General features: G+C 37.3%; 15 protein-coding genes and 2 pseudogenes. 2 read left to right on the top strand and 15 right to left on the bottom strand.

The window, feature by feature from the left end:
- Positions 1 to 218 precede the first annotated feature (218 nt).
- From ACEPXG_RS09910 to ACEPXG_RS09920, 3 genes and pseudogenes are all read right to left on the bottom strand, one after another.
- Entirely contained in the window at positions 219 to 593 is a 375-nt protein-coding gene (locus tag ACEPXG_RS09910; RefSeq protein WP_391201576.1) for a hypothetical protein, read from the bottom strand.
- Positions 594 to 617: 24 nt separating this feature from the next.
- A complete protein-coding gene (locus ACEPXG_RS09915) occupies positions 618 to 2,093 on the bottom strand; it encodes an FTR1 family iron permease (RefSeq protein WP_391201578.1) in 1,476 nt (491 codons plus the stop codon).
- Between the two features lie 356 nt (positions 2,094 to 2,449).
- Positions 2,450 to 4,013, bottom strand: a pseudogene (locus ACEPXG_RS09920) (IS3 family transposase).
- A gap of 566 nt (positions 4,014 to 4,579) precedes the next feature.
- On the opposite strand from ACEPXG_RS09920, the pseudogene ACEPXG_RS09925 reads away from it, so the two are divergent.
- A pseudogene (locus ACEPXG_RS09925) lies at positions 4,580 to 5,709 on the top strand (IS3 family transposase).
- 778 nt (positions 5,710 to 6,487) lie between these two features.
- Here the strand turns inward: ACEPXG_RS09925 and ACEPXG_RS09930 are convergent.
- The 4 genes from ACEPXG_RS09930 to ACEPXG_RS09945 form a co-directional block, all read right to left on the bottom strand.
- Positions 6,488 to 9,352, bottom strand: a complete 2,865-nt coding sequence (locus ACEPXG_RS09930) for an RHS repeat domain-containing protein (protein ID WP_391201581.1) — start codon at positions 9,350 to 9,352, stop codon at positions 6,488 to 6,490.
- A gap of 190 nt (positions 9,353 to 9,542) precedes the next feature.
- On the bottom strand, positions 9,543 to 10,859 hold the full coding sequence (locus ACEPXG_RS09935; protein WP_391209871.1) for an IS1380 family transposase: 1,317 nt from the start codon (positions 10,857 to 10,859) through the stop codon (positions 9,543 to 9,545).
- Between the two features lie 118 nt (positions 10,860 to 10,977).
- Positions 10,978 to 14,352 carry a DNRLRE domain-containing protein gene (locus ACEPXG_RS09940; RefSeq protein ID WP_391201585.1) on the bottom strand — a complete coding sequence of 1,125 codons (3,375 nt, stop codon included), beginning with the start codon at positions 14,350 to 14,352 and terminating at the stop codon, positions 10,978 to 10,980.
- Positions 14,295 to 14,729: a hypothetical protein gene (locus tag ACEPXG_RS09945; RefSeq protein WP_391201588.1), complete on the bottom strand. Its 435-nt coding sequence runs from the start codon at positions 14,727 to 14,729 to the stop codon at positions 14,295 to 14,297. Before ACEPXG_RS09945 ends, ACEPXG_RS09940 begins: the two co-directional genes overlap by 58 nt.
- A 1,262-nt stretch (positions 14,730 to 15,991) precedes the next feature.
- Between ACEPXG_RS09945 and tnpA (ACEPXG_RS09950) the strand changes: the two genes are divergently transcribed.
- Positions 15,992 to 16,423: an IS200/IS605 family transposase gene (tnpA, locus tag ACEPXG_RS09950; protein ID WP_391201591.1), complete on the top strand. Its 432-nt coding sequence runs from the start codon at positions 15,992 to 15,994 to the stop codon at positions 16,421 to 16,423.
- 232 nt (positions 16,424 to 16,655) lie between these two features.
- Here the strand turns inward: tnpA (ACEPXG_RS09950) and ACEPXG_RS09955 are convergent, their stop codons facing one another.
- The 8 genes from ACEPXG_RS09955 to ACEPXG_RS09990 form a co-directional block, all read right to left on the bottom strand.
- Complete coding sequence (locus ACEPXG_RS09955; protein WP_391201593.1) at positions 16,656 to 17,198, bottom strand: NADPH-dependent FMN reductase; 543 nt, start codon at positions 17,196 to 17,198, stop codon at positions 16,656 to 16,658.
- A gap of 87 nt (positions 17,199 to 17,285) precedes the next feature.
- The gene (locus ACEPXG_RS09960; RefSeq protein ID WP_391201596.1) at positions 17,286 to 17,435 is read right to left on the bottom strand and encodes a hypothetical protein; all 150 of its coding nucleotides are present in this window, start codon (positions 17,433 to 17,435) and stop codon (positions 17,286 to 17,288) included.
- Between the two features lie 267 nt (positions 17,436 to 17,702).
- Complete coding sequence (locus ACEPXG_RS09965; RefSeq protein ID WP_391201598.1) at positions 17,703 to 18,266, bottom strand: 5' nucleotidase, NT5C type; 564 nt, start codon at positions 18,264 to 18,266, stop codon at positions 17,703 to 17,705.
- A gap of 17 nt (positions 18,267 to 18,283) precedes the next feature.
- A complete protein-coding gene (locus ACEPXG_RS09970) occupies positions 18,284 to 18,487 on the bottom strand; it encodes a hypothetical protein (protein WP_391201601.1) in 204 nt (67 codons plus the stop codon).
- Between the two features lie 19 nt (positions 18,488 to 18,506).
- Positions 18,507 to 18,938, bottom strand: coding sequence for an IS200/IS605 family transposase (gene tnpA / locus ACEPXG_RS09975; RefSeq protein ID WP_391201591.1), 432 nt, complete (start codon positions 18,936 to 18,938; stop codon positions 18,507 to 18,509).
- Between the two features lie 86 nt (positions 18,939 to 19,024).
- Positions 19,025 to 20,014 (bottom strand): FAD-dependent monooxygenase, encoded by a 990-nt coding sequence (locus tag ACEPXG_RS09980; protein ID WP_391201604.1) that lies wholly within the window; start codon positions 20,012 to 20,014, stop codon positions 19,025 to 19,027.
- Positions 20,011 to 21,120: a bifunctional diaminohydroxyphosphoribosylaminopyrimidine deaminase/5-amino-6-(5-phosphoribosylamino)uracil reductase RibD gene (gene ribD, locus ACEPXG_RS09985; RefSeq protein ID WP_391201607.1), complete on the bottom strand. Its 1,110-nt coding sequence runs from the start codon at positions 21,118 to 21,120 to the stop codon at positions 20,011 to 20,013. The genes ACEPXG_RS09980 and ribD overlap by 4 nt, the downstream gene beginning before the upstream one ends.
- Before the next feature lie 13 nt (positions 21,121 to 21,133).
- Positions 21,134 to 21,880: a GTP cyclohydrolase II gene (locus ACEPXG_RS09990; RefSeq protein ID WP_391201610.1), complete on the bottom strand. Its 747-nt coding sequence runs from the start codon at positions 21,878 to 21,880 to the stop codon at positions 21,134 to 21,136.
- Positions 21,881 to 22,067: the final 187 nt, after the last annotated feature.

The raw sequence follows: 22,067 nt of genomic DNA on the forward strand, positions 1-22,067 counted from the left end.
ACATCAAGAAAAAGTCCCGTAATTAGGGACTTTTTCTTGAACTTTGTATTCTTAAATTAATATTCAACAAACTGGAATCTGCTTAACAATATATTCTTCATAATCAGTTTTCTGTGTTGTTTAAACTTGAGAAACGCTGTAGTTGTTTAACAAGACAAACATAAAAAGTCGATTCCCTATATCAGTTAAAGGGAGATTCGACTTTTTATGTTGTGAATTTATTTTGTTTTGTCAGCTAATTCTTTCAAAGCACTAGTAAGTTGATCGTTTAATGTTTTTAATGCGTCTTTATCAAGTTCAGAAGATTCTGATCCTGCAATCGTTGGGTCAAGATAGTTTTCAATTTTATTATAAAGATCTTTATTATCTTTTTTCACATCATCTTCAAATGTTTTCCATTGGTCTTCTAATTTTGGACCAACTTCTTTCACCTTTTCTTGGTCTCCATTATCAATTGCATTTGACAATTGATTAGTCGTATCAAGCATTTTATTGACACCTTCTGAGACCTTACTATTATTAGATCCACATCCTGATAAAACTAATACACATCCAAAAACTATTGCTAATATCGTTGATGTTACCTTTTTCATGATCGATGCCCGCTCTCTTTTTAATTATTGTTGTTTGTTGAAATTATTTCTTTCTTTGATTTGTTTAAATAAGATGATACTTGCTGCCCCTAATACTAAAATCATTTGAGGAATGGTACTTTCCCATGAAGGATATAGAGCGAAAAAATTTAAACTTGGTATATTTGGAGCATTAGTAGTTGGAATCAATCCAGCTAATTGCAAGCTATGAATACCCATACCAGTGAATTTAACACAAAGGTAAAAAACAATCACACTAGAGACCATGAAGAAAGGTCGAAGTGGTAATTTCAACCCGACGAATATCATCAAATAGGCTAAAATTCCAAGTATTACTGCACCTATTAGAAAGCCTAACAAAAGAGATTGTAACTTTATTTGACTTGCCATACCAATATAGAACAAGACCGTTTCTGTTCCTTCGCGAAACACTGCTAAGAAGGCAAGAGCACCTAACGAAACGAGCTTTCCAGTTGTTAATGCTGTTTGGCTTTTTTCACGAATATAGCGATTCCAATCCGCGATATTCGATTGACTATGAAGCCAATAACTCATATATAATAACATTACAGCTGCAAATACCCCAGTCCATCCAGCAATTAGAGCATTATTATTACCAAATGCGCCAGATGAAATCACAAACTTAACGATGAGTGCAAGAATTATACTAACTCCCAAACCTCCTAATACTCCAGTCCAAATCCATCCTTTTCCTCTTGCCTCGCCTGATTTTTTTACGAAGGACATAAGAGCAATGACAACAAGTAATGCTTCTAAACCTTCACGAATAAGAATCATAGCTGCATCCCAATACGTGTATTCAGATTTGTTAGCTAATGGAGTTAGATATTCTACCATATTATAAATAACTTTATTAGCTTGTTCATATTCAGGTGGATTGGCCGCAAGCATGGCTTGAACTGTTACCAAATCTCTTTCTGAATCATTATAAATTGAAGCAGATTGTGCAACAACGACTCCCTCTACACTTAACCAGCTGTTACTAGCATTTTTAATGCTTTCAAGAGCAAGACCTTGATTTTTTGCACTTATTTCTTTTTTGGTTTGTTGAAGAATTAGAATAAAATCATCTAAAGAAATGTCTTCATTCTTAAAACCAGAATCTTGTGGATACCCTCCATTAGCTATTTTTTCATTTAATGCTTTTAAACCCTGTAGGGCCTCTAAAACTTGGTCCTCTTTTTTTAAAGTAAAGGCATAAACTACTTTTCCCATATTCGATTCAATATCTCGATAAGCCACAACTGAATCAGATTTGATTCCTTCCTCTATCTCTCTCCAGGTTTTATTAAATTCATCATAAGCTTTTTTTGCTTCTAGAAGATTCCCTTTCGAAGCAAGTTCAATCGCTTTATCAATTGATTCTTCAGCCTTCTTTAAATCTTCACCAGAATTTCCTTTTGCTAATGCAGGTGTATGTACAACAAATCCAAATATTAAGAGAAGGATTGAAATTTTGAGTAATAGACTTTTCCCCATAAGATAACTCCTAAATTATATTAGTATAATTGATAACGATTTTCAATATCATTTAACTATTTTTTATTCTATTTTAAATGATAAAGGTTGTCAATTATAAATTAATATTTATTGTTACCATAAACGTGAATAGCCAATGTCAACATCGCCGCAAAATATCTTTGTTTATCAATATCATTAGCGGTGTCTGTCAATACAGTTGTCGCATTTAGCTAGTTTAGTATTTTTAAAATTTCTAGGTAACTTTTATAAAACCCCAAGTTCAGTCAAAGCTACCGCGCTGCGCTTGCTGGCCTGGTGATTGGAATCGAAAGGAAGAGCGCTCTTTCCATTCCAATCACCAGGTCAAGGGGGGGCTACTTTTTAACCAATACTTCTTTTTCCTCTTCTCGCATTGGATTGAGCGCTACTTGTTCATGTGGAGCCCAATTTCTCGTCTCCCGTGCCCAACGCTCTGGATGCTTCGCTTTCGCTGATTCATATACTTCTTTTCGTTTTTCTAATACCGCCACATGTGCTCTAGTGTGACATTGAACGGGGGTTACGTAATTGAGCCCGCTATGCAGATGCATCTCGTTGTACCAATGAACAAATTGTTGAGACCATTTCCTTGCTGTTTCAAGTGTATCAAAGCCTTTGTGTGGGAAGTCTGGTCGATATTTGAGCGTCCGAAACATCGCTTCTGAATACGGATTATCGTTACTCACACGTGGTCTTGAAAAGGAGCTTTGAATGCCTAATGTCTCCAGTAATCCAAGGAATGTCGCTGCTTTCATCGGACTACCATTGTCGGAATGTAACACAAGTGGTGCACCTTGAATTTTTTCGCTGATGATCGCTTTTTTCACGAGATTTTCTGCATAAGTAGCTTCTTCTGTTTCCCAAACTTCCCACCCAACTACTTTTCTACTAAACAAATCAAGAATCAAATAGAGTCGATAAAATAAACCTTTCACCGGTCCACCAAGCCATGTAATATCCCAAGTCCACACTTGATTTGGCGCTGTTGCTAAATGACTTTCTGGAATTCTATGCGTTGGCTTTCCGCTACGACCTCGATGGTTTTGCATTTTTTCTTCCCGTAATAATCGATAAAAGGTTGATTCTGATGCAAGGTAGATTCCTTTATCGCAAGCTTTGGTACGATTTGTGTCGGTGGTACATCTGCGTATTCTTCTTGCTTCACAACGGTGATAATTTCCGCTCTTTCTGCTGGTGACAACTTATTTTTCGGCGCCTCTCGTTTTGTAAGTGGTCGCTGATCAACCCTCACGCCACCACCACCCACCCACCGTTCATACGTCCGTACGCTAATGTTTAGTTCCTGACAAGCCTTCGCTAATCGCGCACCGTTTTGATTGGCTTCTTGAATTAATTCTACGGCTAGAGCGCGATTTGATGGGGCAATCATTCGTCCTCGTCGTCCCCCCAAATCGCTTGGGCCTTTTTTCGAAGAAGTAGTAATGCAGCGGCTTCTGCCAATGCTTTCTCCTTCTTTTGTAAATCCTTTTCTAATTCTTTGGCACGTTTCTTTTCTTCTTTTAGCTGCACGTTTAATTGCTTCGCCTGATCAAATGCTTGGCCGTTTGCTTGAAGACAGACGCTCTTCCAAGCTTCAATCTCTTCTCTATATAAGCCCTTTTTACGACAATATTCTGCTAGCTCTACCTCATTCATCGCAAACGTTTCCATCACGATTAAAAATTTGTCCTGGCTATTCCATTTGTCGCTTGTTTGTCCATTACCTGGCGTTGCAGATCCAGCTGCTCTGGTTTCCTTTCGCCATTTGTACAAGGTCACTTCGGAAATACCTTCTTCTTTAGAAATACGGGCTACTGATTCATTATTTGGTGGCATCATTCGTTTGATGATTTCAGTTCTTCGTTCTTGCGTGTAACGTGTACCATTGTTTCTCGTCATAGTGATCGACCTCCGTGTAATTTACTTAATCATACCACGTTCGCCTCTTACGACTTCTATCCTAACAGAGGGGGTTGTCAATAAGACTAAATAATTCTTCTTTATCTTAATTAGTCATTCGATAAACTGGTAGCCCATTAAAGTCTTTCGATTGCAAATAATAATCAACTATTTCTTGTAGAATAATATTATTTTCCATTTATGATATCTCCGTATTCTTTTTAAAATAGTTTATAAGTTTTTATTTAATTTTATCGTATGTCTAAAATATAAATCTATAAGCTTGTAAATATTAATGTGAATCTCATTACTAGTGATACTTTACTATTTGCTTTTTTATAAGTTACGCAAGTCCTCTAAAATTTCCCTTTAGATGAAAAAACTTGTTCTTCACAAGCATTAAAATAAGTCTGTTATATCTATTTACTTCTTTATCATCTATCTCTACAGTGTAGGATTTACCTATATATTATGCTTGTGAAAAGTGCCATGCTTTATTTGGAGAAAGTGGGTAATACAATTCGAAATTTCCCTCATCTTTTTCAGCGCTCAGAACTCGTCCTTTTCTGAACATTACACTAGGTGGATCATCTATCACATTAGTAACTAGTTCGAAACCAGACCAATCTCCTCGTCTAACTAGCTGCTATGGGTTGATTTTCAGCTTTTTTGAGTTAATCCTTCTTTCCTTAACCATATTGGAAAATAAAAAACAAGAGTTAACTGCAGCGGACATCGCTGTGATTCAAAAGGAAAATATTCGATTAAAACAAGAGGTTGAAATCCTAAAAAAGGCTATGACCATATTCGCGCAAAAATAGATGACACAGAGCTGATCGACCATATAAAGAATGAAAGCGAACATCACCCAGTCCAACTGATGTGTCGTATTTTAAAGATGCCAAAAAGTACTTACTATCAGTCTTTTCATCAGAAACCAAATAACTATCATGTCGCCAACGAAGCATTATTGGAGCGCATTCGTGTCATTCACAAAGAAAGTGAGGGACGTTATGATGCACCCAAAATTTTCGAACTACTCAAGCAATAAGGATACACCGGCAACATTGATCGTATTCAACGCATTATGAAAAAAGCAGACATTCGTTCTATTATTACCAAAAAGTACCGTCCGACACCCGCACAAAAACCAGTGGAAGAGCGTGAAAACGTACTTCAACAAGACTTTACCACGACGACTATCAATGAAAAATGGGTTGCCGATATCACGTATATTCATACATTGCGTGATGGCTGGAGCTAATTGTCATCGGTGCTAGACTTACATACTAAAAAGATTGTTGGCTATAAATTTGGTCGCAAGATTACCGTAGACCTCGTGCTTGAAGCAATGGAAAACGCTGTGCAAGACCAAAATCCAGCACCAGGGCTGATTGTGCATACCGACTTAGGAACGCAATATACTAGTGAAGATTTTCAAAAACAACTGAAAGTGCACGGGATGATTCCGTCTTTTAGTAGAAAAGGCTGCCCATATGACAATGCTTGTATCGAATCCTTTCACGCAACACTCAAAAAAGAAGAAGTTTACCGAACACGTTATGACAGCTTCGAAACAGCTCGCGTTGCCCTATTTAAGTACATCGAAGGTTCGTACAATCGGAAGCGAATACATGGTAGCATTGGTTATTTAACACCAGATGCTTATGAGAAAATTTGCCGTGCAGCGGTGTAAAACAAGGGGATAAAGAATTCTTTCCCCTCCACATTTTTCGGGCGCAACTTCCATGGAGTGTTCCACATCCCGAGTAGGCGGTCAAAGGCTCTTTTCACTTTGACGGGCTACTCGGGATGTGGAACACTCCATGAATGGTGGTTGCGCAGAACAAAAAAACTTAATCTTTTTGTGTCCAAAATCTTGACGTAGAACCAACCTTTTAGTGATAAGCCTGAAGAAGTGTTTAAAGTCCTGGATGTAGAGGAGACTAAAGATGTTCCAATTGAAAAAATGAAAAAATCTGCAAGAAATAACGAAATAAGTGAGGGGATAAATCCCCTCACTTAATTATTAATAGTGTATTCATGTGTTTCACCATACTTCAATGCTGCATCATAGTTACCATTGTCTCCTTTATAACATGGTGAACAGAATCCCCACCAAAAATCTACCCAGGTATCTCCGTGCTTAACCCAACCATTTCCAGAATCTTAAAAAAGATGATTTATGAAATTGATTCAGTTAAATAAAATTGATTTATTAATACTTCCAATTCATTTTTCCAATTATTCTGTCTGCAATATAGAGTGCTATCAATGTTAATATAAAAGGAATAGCCAGATGATATACCCAAATATCTCCTAAAAACCTAAGAATTAATTGAAAAAAATCAAATAGTAATGCAACACTTGCATAGGTAAGTGATAGAATGAATGGATATATACTTCTTTTTATTATTGCAATTATAACCCCTACTATTAATAAGCCTGTACTAAAAAATATCAAAAAGTTCGCCTCATTTCTTTGGATTATATTTTATTGTTGCGTATACTAGGGTCCAGTAAGCGAATGTAGCAATCTCTTGAATTAAAACCCCTCCTAAGCCCCCAATCATCATACCAACCGCTCTTTTACCTAGTGCTTTTACTAAATTTTTCTTTGCAAAGTTTATTAGAGTATTACTAAAATTCTTAGAAAAGATTCCCACTTCAGTCCTATAAGCCGTATAAGAGTTAATCTTTTTATTCGCAAGCTTTGAAAAATATAATCCACCACCGATAAAAGATAATGCAGAACCAGCTATTTTTTCACCGAGGTTTAAAGGGATTCCCCAACTTTCTAATAGTTTTTTGAGTGCTTGTCCTGCCCCATATTTCAATCTAGCTCCAAGGTCACTAGCAAACTCCCCATCCGGATCCACATTCATCACTGGATTATTATTGGCATAATTATATCCATTTTGCGAAAGTAAGTTTTCACTATCGCCAGGATAAGGGTCCAAAGATAAGAATACACCTTGTTCCGGCTGATAATATCTCGCAATCAAGTAATACAAACCAGTTTCATGATCATATCGGTAACCCGCATATCGATAAGGGTTGTCTTTCACTAGGTCTGATTCTTCTGCTTTTAATACATTGCCCCATGCATCGTATACATAAGTAGCAACCTTTTGTCCACTTTGATCAGTTAATGCAATGACATCTCCGTGAACATTGTAATGGTAGAAGAAGGTCTGTGTACCTTTCTTCATCGAAAGTATTTGACCGCTTGCAGAATATGTGTAAGAACGTATTACATTATTTTTCTCGTCTGTTTCATACAGGACATCTATGCTATCCCCATCATAATGGTAATTTGTGATTGTTCCATTGACATTTTTCTGTATTCGTTTTCCACTTTCATCGTAAAGATACGTGGCAAACGGAGTAGTCTCTCCAGATTTTGTAACTGAAACTAGCTGATTGGCATCGTTCCATTTATAGATGTATTTACCGTCTTTTTCTCGATTACCATTCGCATCATAAGATATTATTTCATCGCCAAATTGTGTTAATTGGTTGGCAATATTATAATCTGCGGTTTGACTTGTAGTTTGACCATTTTCTGTTACAGTTACTTTCACTCTGTTCCCAAAGCCATCATAAGAGTATTCTTTCATTTTTTTATCTAGTAATATTTCTTTTTCCAATTGGTCAAGTTTATCGTACTCATAAGAAACAAAGGTATTTTTATCACCTTGATATTCTATTTTTGTTCGATTACCATTTGCGTCATAGGAGTACTTTTCGGTTAAAATGTCTTCTCCGCTTGCTGTTCCCACTGTTAGAGTACTTACTAAACCTCGTTCATTATAATTAAAGGTTGACCCTACACCGTTCCCAGTAGAGAATGTTTGGACATTTCCTTTTTCATTATAGTCAAAACGATAAGTGTAACCGCCTGCTGTCATGATTGTGTTCTGGTCTAGTTGATTATACGTGTAGTTATTTGTTTGTGTGAAAGCTCCATGAGTAAAAGTATATCCTTTCAACTTATCTGAGTCCTCAGGATAGGTCCACTGCTGAAGACCACCACGATCCTTTAATGCTGTGACTCTGTTAGAAGTATCATAGTCTCTCTCTTTTTTTCTGCCTTCTTTTACATAAGTAACAGACTTTTCATTCCCATTATTATCGTAGTCAAATGTGTAGTATAATTCGTTGTTGTAAGTTAAACCTTTTAATCTGTCCATGCCGTCATACGTCCATTGGATCGTTTTCCCTGTTGGTAAGACTGTTTTCGTTTTGTTTCCAATGGAGTCGCACTCATTGGTTGTGACATCGTTAAATGGACCTTTTGTATTGATTAGCCTATTCAACGCATCGTATTTATATTTAAATACTTGTGATTTATCCACTTTATCGATAATAGATTTCGATTTCATATTCCCATTTTTATCATACTCGTAGTGAATAGAAGTACCATTAGTGAGTTGAAGGTACTCTAAAAGGTCCGTTGCGTAATACTTGTAAGACTTTATCGTCCCTTTTGCATCTGTCTCTTCTTTTTTGTTTCCGACATCATCTATTTCACTGGATGTTTTATATCCCATTTCATCTTCTGTTCCATTTTGATATCCGTTACTGTCATAGCTATTTTTAGTAACTACAGAGCCTTGGATTAAACGAATCGCATCGAACCAAACTGTTCCTGTGTAAGAACCCTTAAAAATTATTGAAACATCAATTGAATCAATCGGTTCGGATGCAGGAATACTTATAGCGGAACGGTTCCATTCCTGTGTACCAATAGGAAAATCTGAGTAAAAAACTTTTTTGTTTTTATTAGTATAATTCACTGTAGCGCTAATAGAATAGTCTTCTTTATTCACTTCATCACCATTTGCTATTACATTACTTGCTTTTGATAAACCAGTTAACGTAATAGGAATAGGCTGTTTGGAAGTAGTTTGGCCAATATTGATCCTTTGTGTATAAATACTAGACCCTTGCGAAGTAGTATTTCTGATTACTTGTAACGATTGGCTACCATCAAACACATTATCTGAAATAGTGTCAAACTTACCACCAGTTCCTGTCCAGTTAGTATCTTTCCCCTCAAAGCTGCTGTTTAGGATTGGGTTAAAGCTAGAAGAAACTTCTGCTTTTTCTAATTGGATTGCATCAAACCACGCTTGTCCTTCGGCAGTATCATCTTTGTGTTCCACTTCTAAATATACACGAATTTTCGCTGCATTATTAGGTGTTTTAAATGTAACTTGACGGTGTGTCCAATCTTTCTTACCTGCTAATTTACTATAGCGATTGTCTACCCATGAAATTATGTTATTTTGACTATCCAAGTACTGAATATTAAAGAATGCATGTGCTTTTATCAAATCTGTCTTTACCCTGAATTATTCACCGCAATCTAAAATTTTTAGAATTTCAAGAGATTAATAACTTTAAGGTAAATTTGTATTGAGATAGTAGCCTATATCGAGAAGACCTGAAACGAGCATTGGGAGAAAACCGATTTTTAGACATACTACTCCCTTGGTGCGAGTTCGAATTTTTAAAAAGGGCTATTTAAATGAATTTTAGCTGCTGAACCCTGGCCAGAACGTCCCAAAAGAAGTGCTCATAGACAAAACTGGAGGAGATTTTGACATATAAGGAGCGTCCGGATTTCACCAGTTTACTCGCTACTTTCACCAAACGTATGCGAATCGTTTGTATTTGAATGCCTTTGCTGGAAGGTGGAAAACTCAGAGTGCGTAGCCAGTTCGTGAAGTTATACGCAAGTAGACTTAACATCATGCGTGCTTCATTGACTAGGAAATCATGGCTCTTCATCTGATCAAAACCAAAGCCATCTTTCGCTTCCTTGATGAAGTTTTCCATCGTGCCACGCTGTTTGTATGACTGTACAATCGCTTGTGGTGAAAAGGTTTCGCCAGTATTTGTCACAAAAAAAGCATGCGAAAAGAACAGTTCACCTGCTGGGCGAGTGGACTGAATGATTATACGACGAGGCTTCGACCAAGACGATGCTTGATAAATAGACTCTTCGACGTAGCTTTCTCTTACGGACACATCACGAATTTCGTGAGCTGGATGCAGTTCTTCCGCCAGTGCTTTTAACTTGGCGTTCGCTTTTAAACGAATGATATAGTACACCGATTCTTTTTCGCATAATTCATATAGATCAGGCACCGCAAAGCCACTATCTCCACGGACAAGAGAAGACGTTTCCGGAAAAACTTCGTTATAGTGTTGGATGAGTGGACGCATAAAATCAACTACACCATTGGAAGTATACACGTTTCCCGGACGCAATTGTGCTTTTAAGAAATCACCTGTTAGTCCGTCAAACGCAACAAGTGGATGAAAACCCATTGTGCGATAATGGGCGTTGTAGGATGAACTTTCTTGGTTTCCGTATGTGTCGGCATGGGTGGAATCTAAGTCGAAAATGAGTGCCTTCGATTGACGCGCGTGATGAACCCGGTCTAGCAACTCCTGATTCGCCACTTGAAGCTGGTCTAATGATTGCGTGTCAAAGCGCTTGAAAAACCGAGATAACGACGGTTGAGAAGCCAGTGCAGCTGTACCAAGAACTTGTGTGAAAATCGGATCGTGTGTCAATCGGTCCGCTGCGTCGTCCTCCTGATAGCCAGCGGTGAGCTGATAGATTTTTTGACGAAGAAGTTGTTCGTTTTCATGTATACAATACGTACGTTCATCTTTTAACTGAAGATGTTTAGCAATGGTTTGTGAGAAGCCTAATTTCTCATCAAATTCCCGGTAAATCAATTCGCCGGTGTCTGAGGAGAGTGCGCCTCCATCGTTGGATAATTTAATAGAACGGTTGAAATGTAAGGTGTTTTGCGATAAAGTAGACATCATAAGAATCCTTTCTTTTGGTTGTTTCTTGGTCGTAATAACCTTAGCAGAAATGGATTCTTTTTTCATCATTTAAGTGAAAAATAGAATCCCACTGAAAAGCCGACTAGTCAGGTTTTCAGTGGGATTTTGTATTAGTTGGTGAATAATCTAGGTTTACTTTTCCACTGAGCGTATAAGTTTTCCCAGGTTCAACTGTAATTACTTGGGTTGCTGCAATGTATCCTTGTGCATTGATCTTTGAATCGGATGTGACATTAAGTTTTAGCGTCTGTATTCCGTTTAAACCATTTTCTGAGTTCGTGTCAATTCCCATAGTTCCTTTTTCATTATTACTATAAATCAACCATGAAGTGGTTCCATCTTCAAAACTATTATTTGCTAATAAATTGTTAGCTGCACCAAGAGATGCACTAGACTCGACTATGTTACCGTACTCATTGTATTTTGAAATAGAAGATACTTTTCCACTTTGGTCAGTTTCGGATACTAGATCTAAACCAGCGTAAGCAAAGTTAGTCACTTTATTACCTGTACTCTCGATTGTTTTAGAAGATATAACGTCGTTATTATCATTATACATATATTCAGATTTCTTTTTTCCGTTGCTTTCAGAGGAATTAAGGATATTTCCAAGATCATCATAAACATATGACTCGGTTGCAATAGCGGCCCCTTGATCGTCATTGTTTCTCATTTCTTCTAGATTGTTTCCTTTGTAAACAAAACTAGTTTTTATATTTAAACCGCCAACGTCATCTATTTGTTGAATAGGATTGCCAGCTTCATTAAATGTGTATTGTACTTTTTTATTATTTGGCTTAATTAGGTCCAATTGTTTCTCGGATGAGTGGTAATCTAATGTATAAACACTATTTTCGGCATCCATCACTTTCTTCACTCGGTCATTATCGTTATCATATTCATAGGTTGTGATTACCGGAATACTCTCCGTTTCGTTGACATCTAAATGTCTTGGCTCGTATAACTTCACTAAATTTTGATTTGTATCATATTCATATTGCGTCACTTGGTTACTGGTATCGGAAACTCTCTCAAGTAAGTCTCGATTATCTGCATTATATTCAAATGTTATAGTTCGTTGAAGAGGACTTGTTATCTTTTCGACATAACCATCTGCATTAAGCGATAATTTAATTTCACGGCCAGCAACATCACGAATAACTATCTTATTCGTTGTATAAAGGTAATCCGTTGATTTGTTGTAGCCATCTGTTATCTTCTCTAGTTTACCTGTGCTCTTCGAAAAGTAATAGATGGTTTGATCTTTTGCTTTTAACTGATATTGTTCTGCTGTTTTTGTTAATTCTAGATAAACGCCAGTAGGTGCTTTATAGGTTGTTTCCGTCTGTTTTTTAAATAGATGAATGGTTCCGTCCTCATCGGTCAAAATTGCATCTTGTCCTTGTGGCACGACATTCATTTCCGCATCACTGTGCCAGCCTTTTCCGAATAATCCCACAGTAGAAGAGAGACTGTTATAGGTTCTGGTTATCCCAAGACCAGGTCCATTCCCAGAAATGAAAACATCATTTTTATTTAGCAAGAGGTTACCGGAAGTTGCATTCACCGTTCCATTAGGCACATCAATCATCAACCAATAATCTTCATATCCTAAAAACTCAGTTCCTTGAGGCGTTTTAATGATTAACGGATCATTGGAAAAAACCGTTTCCCCTTGTTCATTGTACGCACTTAATCGGAAGAAATAATTTTTAGAATTGGCATATTTCGTCCCCATTTTGGCATACATAGGGGATGGATCCACTGGCAGTTCCAGTCCTTTTCCATCCTGGTGGAGTTTTAATGTGGATGAATTTCCATTCTTTATCTCGTCAGCCGTCGGCCAAATTCCTTTATTTTGTGTCGTCCAACTAGTAGCATCCTTTACGTCAAATGCTTCATAGCTAAGTCCATTAAAAATCCAAACCTTGTAGCCAGTAGCGCCAGTTATCGGTTCCCACTCTAAGTTAAGATAGCCTGTGTTCGTTCCGACTTGATTGCTATAGGCAACACCGGTAGGTGCAGCAGGCATTTTTAAATTTGGAATAGTTGGTACAATTGGGTTTGCTTTAGGACTTTCTCCGTTGGCAAACACAGCACTGACTGATATGGCATAGTTTGTTCGGTCATTATAGGTCGTACCACCAGAAGCCTTATAAACGGATTGGGGGTTAACTGGTAGGTTCGCTCCCTCTTTTGGCCAAACAGATTTATCTTTGGTGGACCATTTTGTGTTCTTTCCTACATTGATTGATTTATACACATTCCCGTCGAAAATCCAAACATTATAGCTAGAGGCTCCTGCTACAGCATCCCATTTTAAATCAATATACCCTGTCCCATTTCCTAAACTAGTTGCTTCTGCAGAAAGATTACTTGGAGATGTATAAAAATAGGCGATATTCAAATGTGGACGATAATCTGCCACTGTATGCTCGGTTGCATAAAACTTTTTCCAGAACGTTTGACCATTCCCATTCGTGTGAAGTTTAAACCCATTGTTGGGAGTCGTTCCTTTCATCCAATCATTTATTGCATTTTTTACATTAAAAGTAGCCCAGTTTCCTTTATAAACACTAGTTGAAGTGAATAAGGAGGAGGTAGGTTTGTTGCTCCAATTAATAGTTGATTGGTCCCAAGCTCCATTTACTCGGTCAAGCCATACACCTGTAAGAGTCGAAGGATAGTAAGAGTGGACATTGTAAATGTTGAAAATCGCGGTTTCAATTGTTGCATAAGGGATTGATGGTGTAGGTGTTTTCACATAGGCAAAGTATTCTCCAGTAGCGGCGTCATATTTACCAACTTTTAATATGTATGCTCCCAAACTACTGTCCCAGTCTTTCCCATAATTAGCGGTCGGATAAACTTCAGACACAGAAGCATCCTGATTGGCTTGAACCTTCGTGGTAGGATCGATATAAACCGGATACACTCGATCTGGATCCTTCAACCAATTTTCGTCCGCCACGACTGTGAATGCATACCCTTTTTTCTCTTTGCTTAGTTCAAAGTGAACATCATCTGAACGCTGGGGTTCCGCTGATTCAGGATTGATATTCGAATCCGTCATGTGAGGTTTCGGCAATGTGTAGATTATTTCATTCTGTTGATCTCTAAATGTAATCGAACCATTTTCTTCAATTTTTGCAGTTAGTTCTGTTTCCATAAAGAAATGATATTTATTTGTACCGTTATAATGACTTAGAATAATATCTTCTTTTACCGATTCATCGAATACGATGTTTCGTAATGTCAGTCCTGGGATCACATCGCGGTAGGAAATCTTATTCTCTTCATAAGATGCAACTGTATTTTTTACTTTTTGTACACCTTTTTCACCTGATGCTTCTTGGAAGGTATAAGTTAATATATGTCCTTTATAAGCGAGGACAGCATATTTGTATTGATTCATTTTGGGAGAAAAACGGATATCGAGGAGTGTATTTTCCGTTGCGAGTTCATCCACTGATTCACTTGCAAAGGACTTTCCAGCCTTTTGTTTTTTAGTTTAGGCTGTATTTCTTTCCATTTCCCACTGTTCTTTCGAAAGACTGGTTCTTGGAACATTTGCATCGTGAAGGTGCCATCTCCATTGTCCATAACCATAGACGTTTCCGTACGAAGTTCAGGTACTTCTTTTGGCTCTATCTTTTGAAAAGGCGGGGCTTCTCCAGATGCTATAGAGGGTAGCTCATCCGGGTTTGGTAAAGTAGGCGTTTCTTCCATTCCCTCTTCCGTATTTTCTTCTGCTTTTACTACTAAATTCGTAAAAGGGATAGATGTAAAAATTAATATGATTGCTAGAATACTAGCTAGCCATTTGGTAAATACTTTATGTTGCACTTCTCTCTTACCTCCTAATATTATTAGTTCCAGAATAAGAATATCTTCCTTACCCTTTGGTATAATAAACTTTTTTAGGAGAATTTGTAAGGCTTAATGTATTCCTTTGAGACCTATTTTTTCCAATTCATTAATAAGCGTCAAATAGCACCAACCTGTCAATACAGTGGACGCTTATTATATGCTTTATTTAATTTTATTTTTGGCGTAGCAATCTGTTGGAAGGGTCTTCGGCCACTGAAGTAGCTGATCGAGCGCTTCCTAATCCGTTAGAACTAATAAAGGCAACTGTTCAAATACGTGTGTTAAGTAAATCAACGGATATAATTGCTGCTATAGTTTAATAAGTTCAACAAAAAGAACTTTTTTCCCTCTCCAGAATTAATGCTCCTATTTATTTCATCAGTTTCCTCCCCCCTTGGTTTAACTCGTTCGAAAATATCCTTACTTTCATTTATTCCTTCTTCTTTGCTCAATTTTCAGAAGCTTTTGCGTTAATCCTTCTTGGATCAATGTCACCGTTTCTTGTGCTATATATAATGCTGTATCAAGAAACACTTTTGAATTTCTGCTACTGAAAGTACTCCTGTTGTGGATACCATCACCTTCAAAAGTGGAAGAAGATTCTAATCCACAGTTCTTACCTTCTATACACAAAATAATTTGGATAAGAAGAAACACATTATCTAATAAAAAAGCGAATTAATGAACTGCTGATCCGTTTGGAGATAATGAAAAGTTTGGATCTATGACAAAGGTGCATACAGCCTTTTTCCAACAAGGGAATTTATGTGAATTTGGCATATTAAAAATAGAAAAGCATCCTGAGGTTTTGAAATATAGATGCAACGATTGGAAAAAAGTTTAACGGTTTTAAAAAAAAATTGAATCATTTTTAATGAGTTGATACTAATTGTTAGTGCTTGATTATTTTATATAAAGGAGAATTTTTATAATCGGATAATTCACACAAGTTTAGGAATCAGATCCAGCAGTTGGACTTGAACTTGTATAAAGTTTTCAGGGATAAACAAAGTGGTGGTAAAGATTTCTAAAAAGCTAAATATTAATTTCTATAACGTATTAAAAGACTTGTCTTTTTGGGGACAAGTCTTTTAATATTACACCTGCTTTTTATTAACAAGTGTTGGGTTATTGTTTTCTTTAATATACTAGCAAGTGGTCTAAATCCACCGTCTTTAGACGGTATCCGCTTTTAGCCTTGTTCTTATTTGTCCATACTTCATATATGAGGTGAGATTATGGATGGATATAGGAAAGGTAGTCATACGGTGTACGATATCAAGTATCATGTGATATGGGTTACGAAATATAGATATAAGGTATTAAGCGGCCAAGTTGCGATAAGGATAAGAGAGCTCATCAGACAGGGGTGTGAAGCAAGGGGAATCACAATCCTACAGGGGAGTGTGGGGAAAGATCATATTCACTTGTTACTGTCCTGTCCGCCAAGTTTAGCGCCGAGTAAAATCATGCAATATCTAAAAGGAAGGTCATCAAGATTATTGCAGGATGAGTTTCCAGAATTAAAAAAGAGGTTTTGGGGGCAGCATTTATGGGCAAGGGGTTATTTTTGTTCGACAGTAGGCACGATTACGGAGGAAATTATAAGAAATTATATAGCAAACCAATTCAACGAAGAAAAGAACGACATATTCCGGATTGAAGAATAAGTTTAGTTGTGATTACAGTGTGCTTAAGCATAAGAGCATTAAGAAGGACTTCAGCCTTTCCAACGACTTTAGTCGTCGACATTCATGTCAAAATCCACCTGCTTTAGCAGGTGGTCGTTTAATTTAGAATTGCATGAGAGTTGGAGCTAAGCATTTTCTCGCTGTCTATAAATTAGTTGAGAGTTGTTCAATTTGTCTAAATTGCTACTATTGGACAGCCTCTTTCATTATTTTAAGCGAATGCTTTCATCCATTTTTGGAAGTTTTCGATTACTGTATCTAAAAACTCAACAGTTGCTTGGTCTGTAAGATTACCTTCGTCATCAAATTTCGTATGAGCGGCCCCTACATATACTTCGTTCATTGGTAGTAATGGAGAGTTTAAGCCACTTGCAAATAAAATGTCACGTAAGTGCATTTGTGCCTTTACTGAACCCATTGCGCCCATTGATGCACCCATAATCATCGATGGTTTACCGTTTACTACGCGGTCCACGCGGGACATCCAATCGATTGCGTTACCAAGAACGCCTGGAATAGTTGAATTGTATTCTGGTGTTATCCAAAGAACAGCGTCAGCTGCTTTTACTTGTTCTTTGAAGTCAATTACTTCTTGTGGTGCATCTAATTCAATATCTTGATCGTACATTGGTAAGCCTCGTAAGCTTAAAATTTCAAGCTCAAATTTATCTGCATAACGCTTTTGTACGTGCTGTGCTAATTTTAAGTTTAATGATTCTTTACGGATACTACCAACTATTGCTACTACTTTCATGTGTGTTTCCTCCTGTTGTTGAAAAATGACTTTACATTTTGCAAAGCTCAGAACGTTGCTTTGTCTTTTATTTAATGGTGTTAACTTCTATCTGAGCGATTCAATTTCTCGAGCAATCTTCTCGCTACCTTCAATTAACTTGAGAATTAGTCTTGTCCTTTTGGAGTTTGTGATACGTTCGGCTGGTGCAGCAATGGCTAGAGAAGCAATCACTTTACCTTCTAAGAATAAAGGCACAGCTACACAACGAATCCCGACAATACGTTCTTCATCATCAAAGCAAAACCTTGTTTATGAATAACATTTAAATGATGGACAAATAAATGTGCGTCATTGAATGTCTAATCTTTCGCTTTTGCAAAGTTCAATTTTCGTAAGATATCTGTTTGAGTTTTTAAGGTAAGATTGGCTAAAATGATTTTTCCTAAAGCAGACCAATGTACTAGCGAACGATTGCCAATCTCATTACGAGCTGGTTAATCCTCATTTACCCTAATCTAGAATCTACTTTATCATGATTTTTTCTAGTTCTGACCACTGCTTCATACGTGGTAGATCTACATGTTGATTATACGACTGGTCCATAATATATACTTTCGTTGCAACTTCAAGTAGCGTTTCTAGTACTGCTGGTTTATCGTCAAAATAGAAGTCTAGTTCTAGCTCTTTTATGGTTGCAATTTTTTCATCGTCTTGCATGCCACAGTAAAAATGATCATCTTGCACTGGGAAGCCTTGTGCTTTCATCCACTCGCGCGTTTGCGTACAATATTTTTTCGGACGGGATGTGATATAAAAAATTTCATGTCCGTCTTTTGTTAATTGTTGCAACGTTTCGATGGCTCCTTCAAATGCTGGGCAATCTGTAAAATAAATTTCTTCCATTAAGCTAACCCACATTGCATTACCAACTTCTTTTTCAAGTCCGAATGCTTCATGGATTTCGACTGTATTAATACGACGAAATACTTCTAAGCCTATATTTTGTTTTAATTTTTTATTGTATAGATGAAAGGCATGTTCTCTTAAATTAATTAACGTATCATCAATATCAAAACCAAATTTCACGTAAATTCTCCTACTCTTTAAGCCAATACGACAAATTGGGACGCAAATGACTGTTCTTTCTCAATTTGAATCGCTTGAATCTTTTCTACTTCTTTTTTTCTTTTTGTCGCACAATCAATTAAACGACCACCTGCTAAAGCAGGTGGATTTTGACATGAATGTCGACGACTAAAGTCGTTGGAAAGGCTGAAGTCCTTCTTAAAGCTCTTATGCTTAAGCACACTGTAATCACAACTAAACTTATTCTTCAATCCGGAATATGTCGTTCTTTTCTTCGTTGAATTGGTTGGCTATATAATTTCTTATAATTTCCTCCGTAATCGTGCCTACTGTCGAACAAAAATAACCCCTTGCCCATAAATGCTGCCCCCAAAACCTCTTTTTTAATTCTGGAAACTCATCCTGCAATAATCTTGATGACCTTCCTTTTAGATATTGCATGATTTTACTCGGCGCTAAACTTGGCGGACAGGACAGTAACAAGTGAATATGATCTTTCCCCACACTCCCCTGTAGGATTGTGATTCCCCTTGCTTCACACCCCTGTCTGATGAGCTCTCTTATCCTTATCGCAACTTGGCCGCTTAATACCTTATATCTATATTTCGTAACCCATATCACATGATACTTGATATCGTACACCGTATGACTACCTTTCCTATATCCATCCATAATCTCACCTCATATATGGAGTATGGACAAATAAGAACAAGGCTAAAAGCGGATACCGTCTAAAGACGGTGGATTTAGACCACTTGCTAGTATATTAAATCGAGTTGCGATACATAGTTTTTATCAATAAGAGTTGCCAGAAAATCTGCATCTTTTAATGAGCTATTTAATCCAAAAGCCCCTGTTGGTGTCATCGTATGCACCGCATCACCTAATAATATGACACCGTCTTTTCCCCAACTTTCACTCGTAGAACTGTATACATCTAATAAGACAAAATCCTGCCATGATTGAATATGTTGATGTACAGTTTCTTCAAGTTGTGGAAATGCTTCAATCAATTGATCGATAAATGGAGTAAAGGGTTGCTTTCGTAACTTAGAAAACGAACCTTCCTCGATATTCCAACCAATTTGTATAAAGCCTTTCGCTTGTGTAAATAGCGATAATTGTTTATCACCAATAAGTGCCATTTTAATCGATGGCTCCCAATCTTTTGGTGCAGGAATTCTAGCCCATAGTAAATCAAAGCCATGCTTTCTAATCGTCACGTCAATATTTGCTTTTTTCCGCACTGTTGAGTAACGACCATCCGCACCGATAATAAGATTGCTTTCAATCACAATTTCTTCCCCATCACTTACTGCCTTGACTCCACAAAAATTTCCTGAGTTATCTTTTAGCAACTCTACTACTTTCGTATTCATCATACAACTAAATGTAGCGTATTCCTGTGCTGCCTGTAACAACACGGTTAACAAATGCGTTTGAGGTACATGAATGCCGAGATGCCCTACTTTTGGATCGGGTAAGATCGTTTTAAATGGCATTCCTTCCTGCCAATATTCCAGCTGTTCCATACGAAGTAACCCTAATTGTTCTATTGCATCAAAAAGGCCATGTTCTTTTAGAATTGCTTCGCCTTCTTCGTTTAAATGCTCCCCGCGAAATGCTTTTCCTACTTCTTGTTGACGTTCAAGAAGCATAACGGAAACATTTTTCTTTGCAAGTAAATATGCAAGTAGTACCCCTCCTGGCCCGGCCCCTACGATGCATACGTCTACTTTATTATTCACTTTTTATCACCTTGCTTTGGATATGCTGTAATCCGAATATCTTCGCCAAATTTCTCGATATCTTCAAATGTTACTTGCATTGCAGCATCCATTGTTTCTACATCTTCACCAGTAAATGGTGTTAATGATTTTCCTCCACCTAATACTTTAGGTGCTATATAAATGAAATATTTATCAATTAAATTTGCTCTTAAGAACGAAGCATTTACTGCTCCGCCACCTTCAACGAGCACGTCTGTTATTCCGCGTTTATATAACTTAATAAGCATTTCTTGTAAGTTCAATCCATTGTCAACGCGTGACACATAAATAAATGACACACCTTTTTCTTCATATAGCCTTACAAGTTCAGAATCTGCATCAATAGTTGTGACAATGATCGTATCTGCTTCGTCGGTTTGTAATACATTTGCTTCTAGTGGTGTGCGTAATTGACTATCTAATATTATGCGCGTTGGGTTTTTCCCTCCGCCTTCAGGTAATCTAGTCGTTAAGGATGGATTATCCGCTAATACTGTCCCAACACCGACTAAAATAGCATCTACTTCATTACGTAGTAGATGCACATCTGCACGTGCTGCTTCACCTGTTATCCATTTTGAATGACCAGTGTGTGTTGCAAGCTTCCCATCTAGTGTCATTGCAAATTTGGAAATGACAAATGGACGCTCCGTGATCATATTATGAACAAAGCGTTCGTTGAGTCTTTTTGCCTCGTCTTCTAACACACCAACATCTACTTCAATGCCAGCGTCACTTAGCATCTTAATACCTCTTCCAGCCACTTCGGGATTTGGATCCTGCATTGCTACAACCACACGAGATACTTCTGATTCTTTGACAAGCTTCGCACATGGTGGTGTTTTGCCGTAATGAGAGCATGGCTCTAACGTGACGTACAGTGTTGCCCCTTTCGCATGATCACCTGCCATATTAAAAGCATGTACTTCTGCATGTGGCTCACCTGCTTTACGGTGTACCCCTGTTCCAACAATAACGCCATCTTTTACAATGACAGCCCCTACAATTGGATTCGGATTTGTTTTACCTTTTGCACTTGCAGCTAAATCAAGGGCGAGGCGCATATAATCTTGATCGTTCTTCATCACCCTGCACTCCTTAAACGTTTATTGTCGGTTTTTCTTCGAGAATATGTCCTGACTTTTGCACTTTTGTTTCTAAATAAAAACGATTTGTATCCGTTAATCCGCCCCATAATGGTACATGATGATCTGCTAGTAACCCATGAGCCTTTAGTGCAGAAAGCTTTTTCGGATTATTTGTAATTAGTGTAACTGGCTTATCTCTTAACGCTTCTAACACTCGAATCGCTTCCTCGTATGAACGTGTATCATCTTCAAAGCCTAGTGCATGATTCGCTTCCACTGTGTCATACCCATCCTCTTGTAAAAGATAAGCTAATGATTTAGAAAATAGCCCAATGCCTCGTCCTTCGTGATCGGCCAAGTAAAAAATTGCTCCACAACCGTGCTCCGCAATCATTTTCATTGATTCGTGCAGCTGATAACCGCAATCACATCGCTGACTCCCAAAAATATCACCAGTATGACAAATACTATGCATACGAATAAGTGCATCATCTTCATTTGCAAAGTCACCAAACACTAATACCGATGACTGCTGTCCGAAAGCTAAACCTGACTTTGCAAGCGAGGCAACAACCTCCTTTTTAGATAGCGTTGCATCAACTTTTAACCAAGAATACCAGTTGAATGTTGCTGTAAAATCACCTTGTTTAATTGGCAACTTTACAGGGCCGACTAAACATAATTTCTCCTGAGCTGTTATTTCAATTAATTTCATTTTATCTTGTAAAATATCCATTATTTCTTTCAATATAGTCATCTCATTCTCACCAATCTTATAGTTTAAACAGATATACATGATTCAATGAATCATCTGTTTTCTATTTGTCTATTAAATCATTTTTTGAAACCTTCAGTTACATAACGTAACCTAGTATATAATTACAAGCATTTAGAGTCAAATGATATACACTATCTGCAAATAGCATACTAGATTCATTTATTTT

The organism is Psychrobacillus sp. L4 (genome assembly GCF_042944905.1).
Lineage (GTDB): Bacteria > Bacillota > Bacilli > Bacillales_A > Planococcaceae > Psychrobacillus.